The organism is Streptomyces alkaliphilus (assembly GCF_014141535.1).
GTDB classification, from domain to species: Bacteria; Actinomycetota; Actinomycetes; order Streptomycetales; family Streptomycetaceae; genus Streptomyces; species Streptomyces alkaliphilus.
Genome location: NZ_VKHT01001102.1, coordinates 1 through 1,552, shown reverse-complemented (window position 1 = coordinate 1,552; position 1,552 = coordinate 1). Strand labels below are relative to the sequence as shown.

Genomic DNA, 1,552 nt, shown 5'->3' with positions numbered 1-1,552 from the left:
GTGTAGTACGGCGCGCACGGGGCGAGATCGCCGGCGTGGGCGCGGTCGAGCAGGTCCGTCAGGCGGGCCCGGGCCTCGCCCCAGCCCTCCGTCGGGTCGTCGGGGTCGGCGGGGCGAACACCTCGCGAGACCAGCCACCCCGGGTCGGGGGCGGGTGGGTCGTCGGCGTCGATCCGGTCCCAGGAGGTGAGGCAGCCGGAGCCCAGGAACCAGTGGTTGCCCAGGGGTTCGCGGATGCCGAGGTCGGTCAGGACGGCGGTGGGGATCGACCGGGACAGCGCCTCCAGCGCGGCGGTGGAGCTGACGGTGACCAGCAGATCGGTGCCGTCGAGCACCTCGGCCATGGGGCCGTAGCGCAGGTGGAGGTTGGGCGGGTGGTCGTCCAGCCGGTTGAGCAGCCGCTGGTAGGGCAGCCCCTCGATGTGCGTGGTGTGCTCGCCGGGGCGGCTGCGCAGCTTGATCAGCACCTCCCGCTCCGGGCGGCGACGGGCGTGCTCGGCGGCGCGGCGCAGCAGGTACAGCCGCTCGGCCCGGGTCTCGGGCACGGAGGGCTGGACGGCGAACACCACGCGGTGGGGCCGTTCGCCGCGTTCGACGGCGCCCGCGTCGTACGGGGTGCCGCCGAGGAACGGCAGCGGGCAGCCGACCACGGCCCCGTCGTCGGCGCCGGCGCCCCGGTAGACCTCGCGGAACAGTTCGGTGTCCCGGGGGCTGTTGGCCAGCACGAGGTCCGCGCCGTGGCGGGTCATCAGGCCCTGCGCGAGCTTCTCGTAGACCACGCCGACGTAGCCGGTCACCACGACCGGGCGCGGAGCGCCGGGGCGGGCCGCCCGGGCCAGGCCGTGCAGGGCGGCCTGGATGGTGTGACCGACGCAGGCGAGCACGATGACCGTGCCGGCGTCGGCGGCGGCGCCGGGGCGGCCGAACCGGTGGACGAAGTCCACCAGGGTGGTCTCCACCGGGGCGTCGCCCGGGGCGGCGCCGGTGTCGGCGAGTTGGCGGGTGGAGGGAGTGGCGCGACCCCGCAGCAGGAAGCCCTGCGGCTCCGATTCCGGGATCAGTCGCCGTGCGGTGAGCGCGCCCCATTTCCACCGGGAGTCGGAGTCCGCCAGCACGATCGTGCGCGGCGGTTCGTTCGGTGTCTCGGGCACGTTGGGGACGCTAGGCACGCCGCCGAAGGAAAAAGACAACGTCCCGGCACGGGGAAATGAACAGCAGGCATCCGAAAACCCAACCGGCCAGGTGGGAGCGGGAATCGACCAATCGGCCGCCGACAGTTCACCCTGCGGCCACGTTCAAGAGGGGCGGTGGACGCCTTCCGACGAAAGGGGGCCCGGGATGGCAACCCGCGATTTCACTCCTTCTCCACATTTTCCCGTGCCCGTCGGGGGCTCTTTCCGACCCGGGTGAATTCCGGCCCGCCGCGTGAGGTGAAGAAACGCGATTCCCCGTAACCGTTCCCGGTGAAGACCGGCACCGGCCCGGGTGACGCGGGACGCCGGTGCCCCGCCGTGCGGCGGGGCCGGGCGTGGAGGGCGGACCGGGCGTGGAG

1 protein-coding gene is annotated in these 1,552 nt (G+C 73.7%); it reads right to left on the bottom strand.

All coding sequences use genetic code 11. The features are described from left to right. Positions 1-1,151, bottom strand: a 1,151-nt coding sequence (locus FNQ90_RS22710) for a DUF6716 putative glycosyltransferase (protein ID WP_182608057.1), incomplete at its 3' end; no start/stop codon positions are given. Positions 1,152-1,552 lie beyond the last annotated feature (401 nt).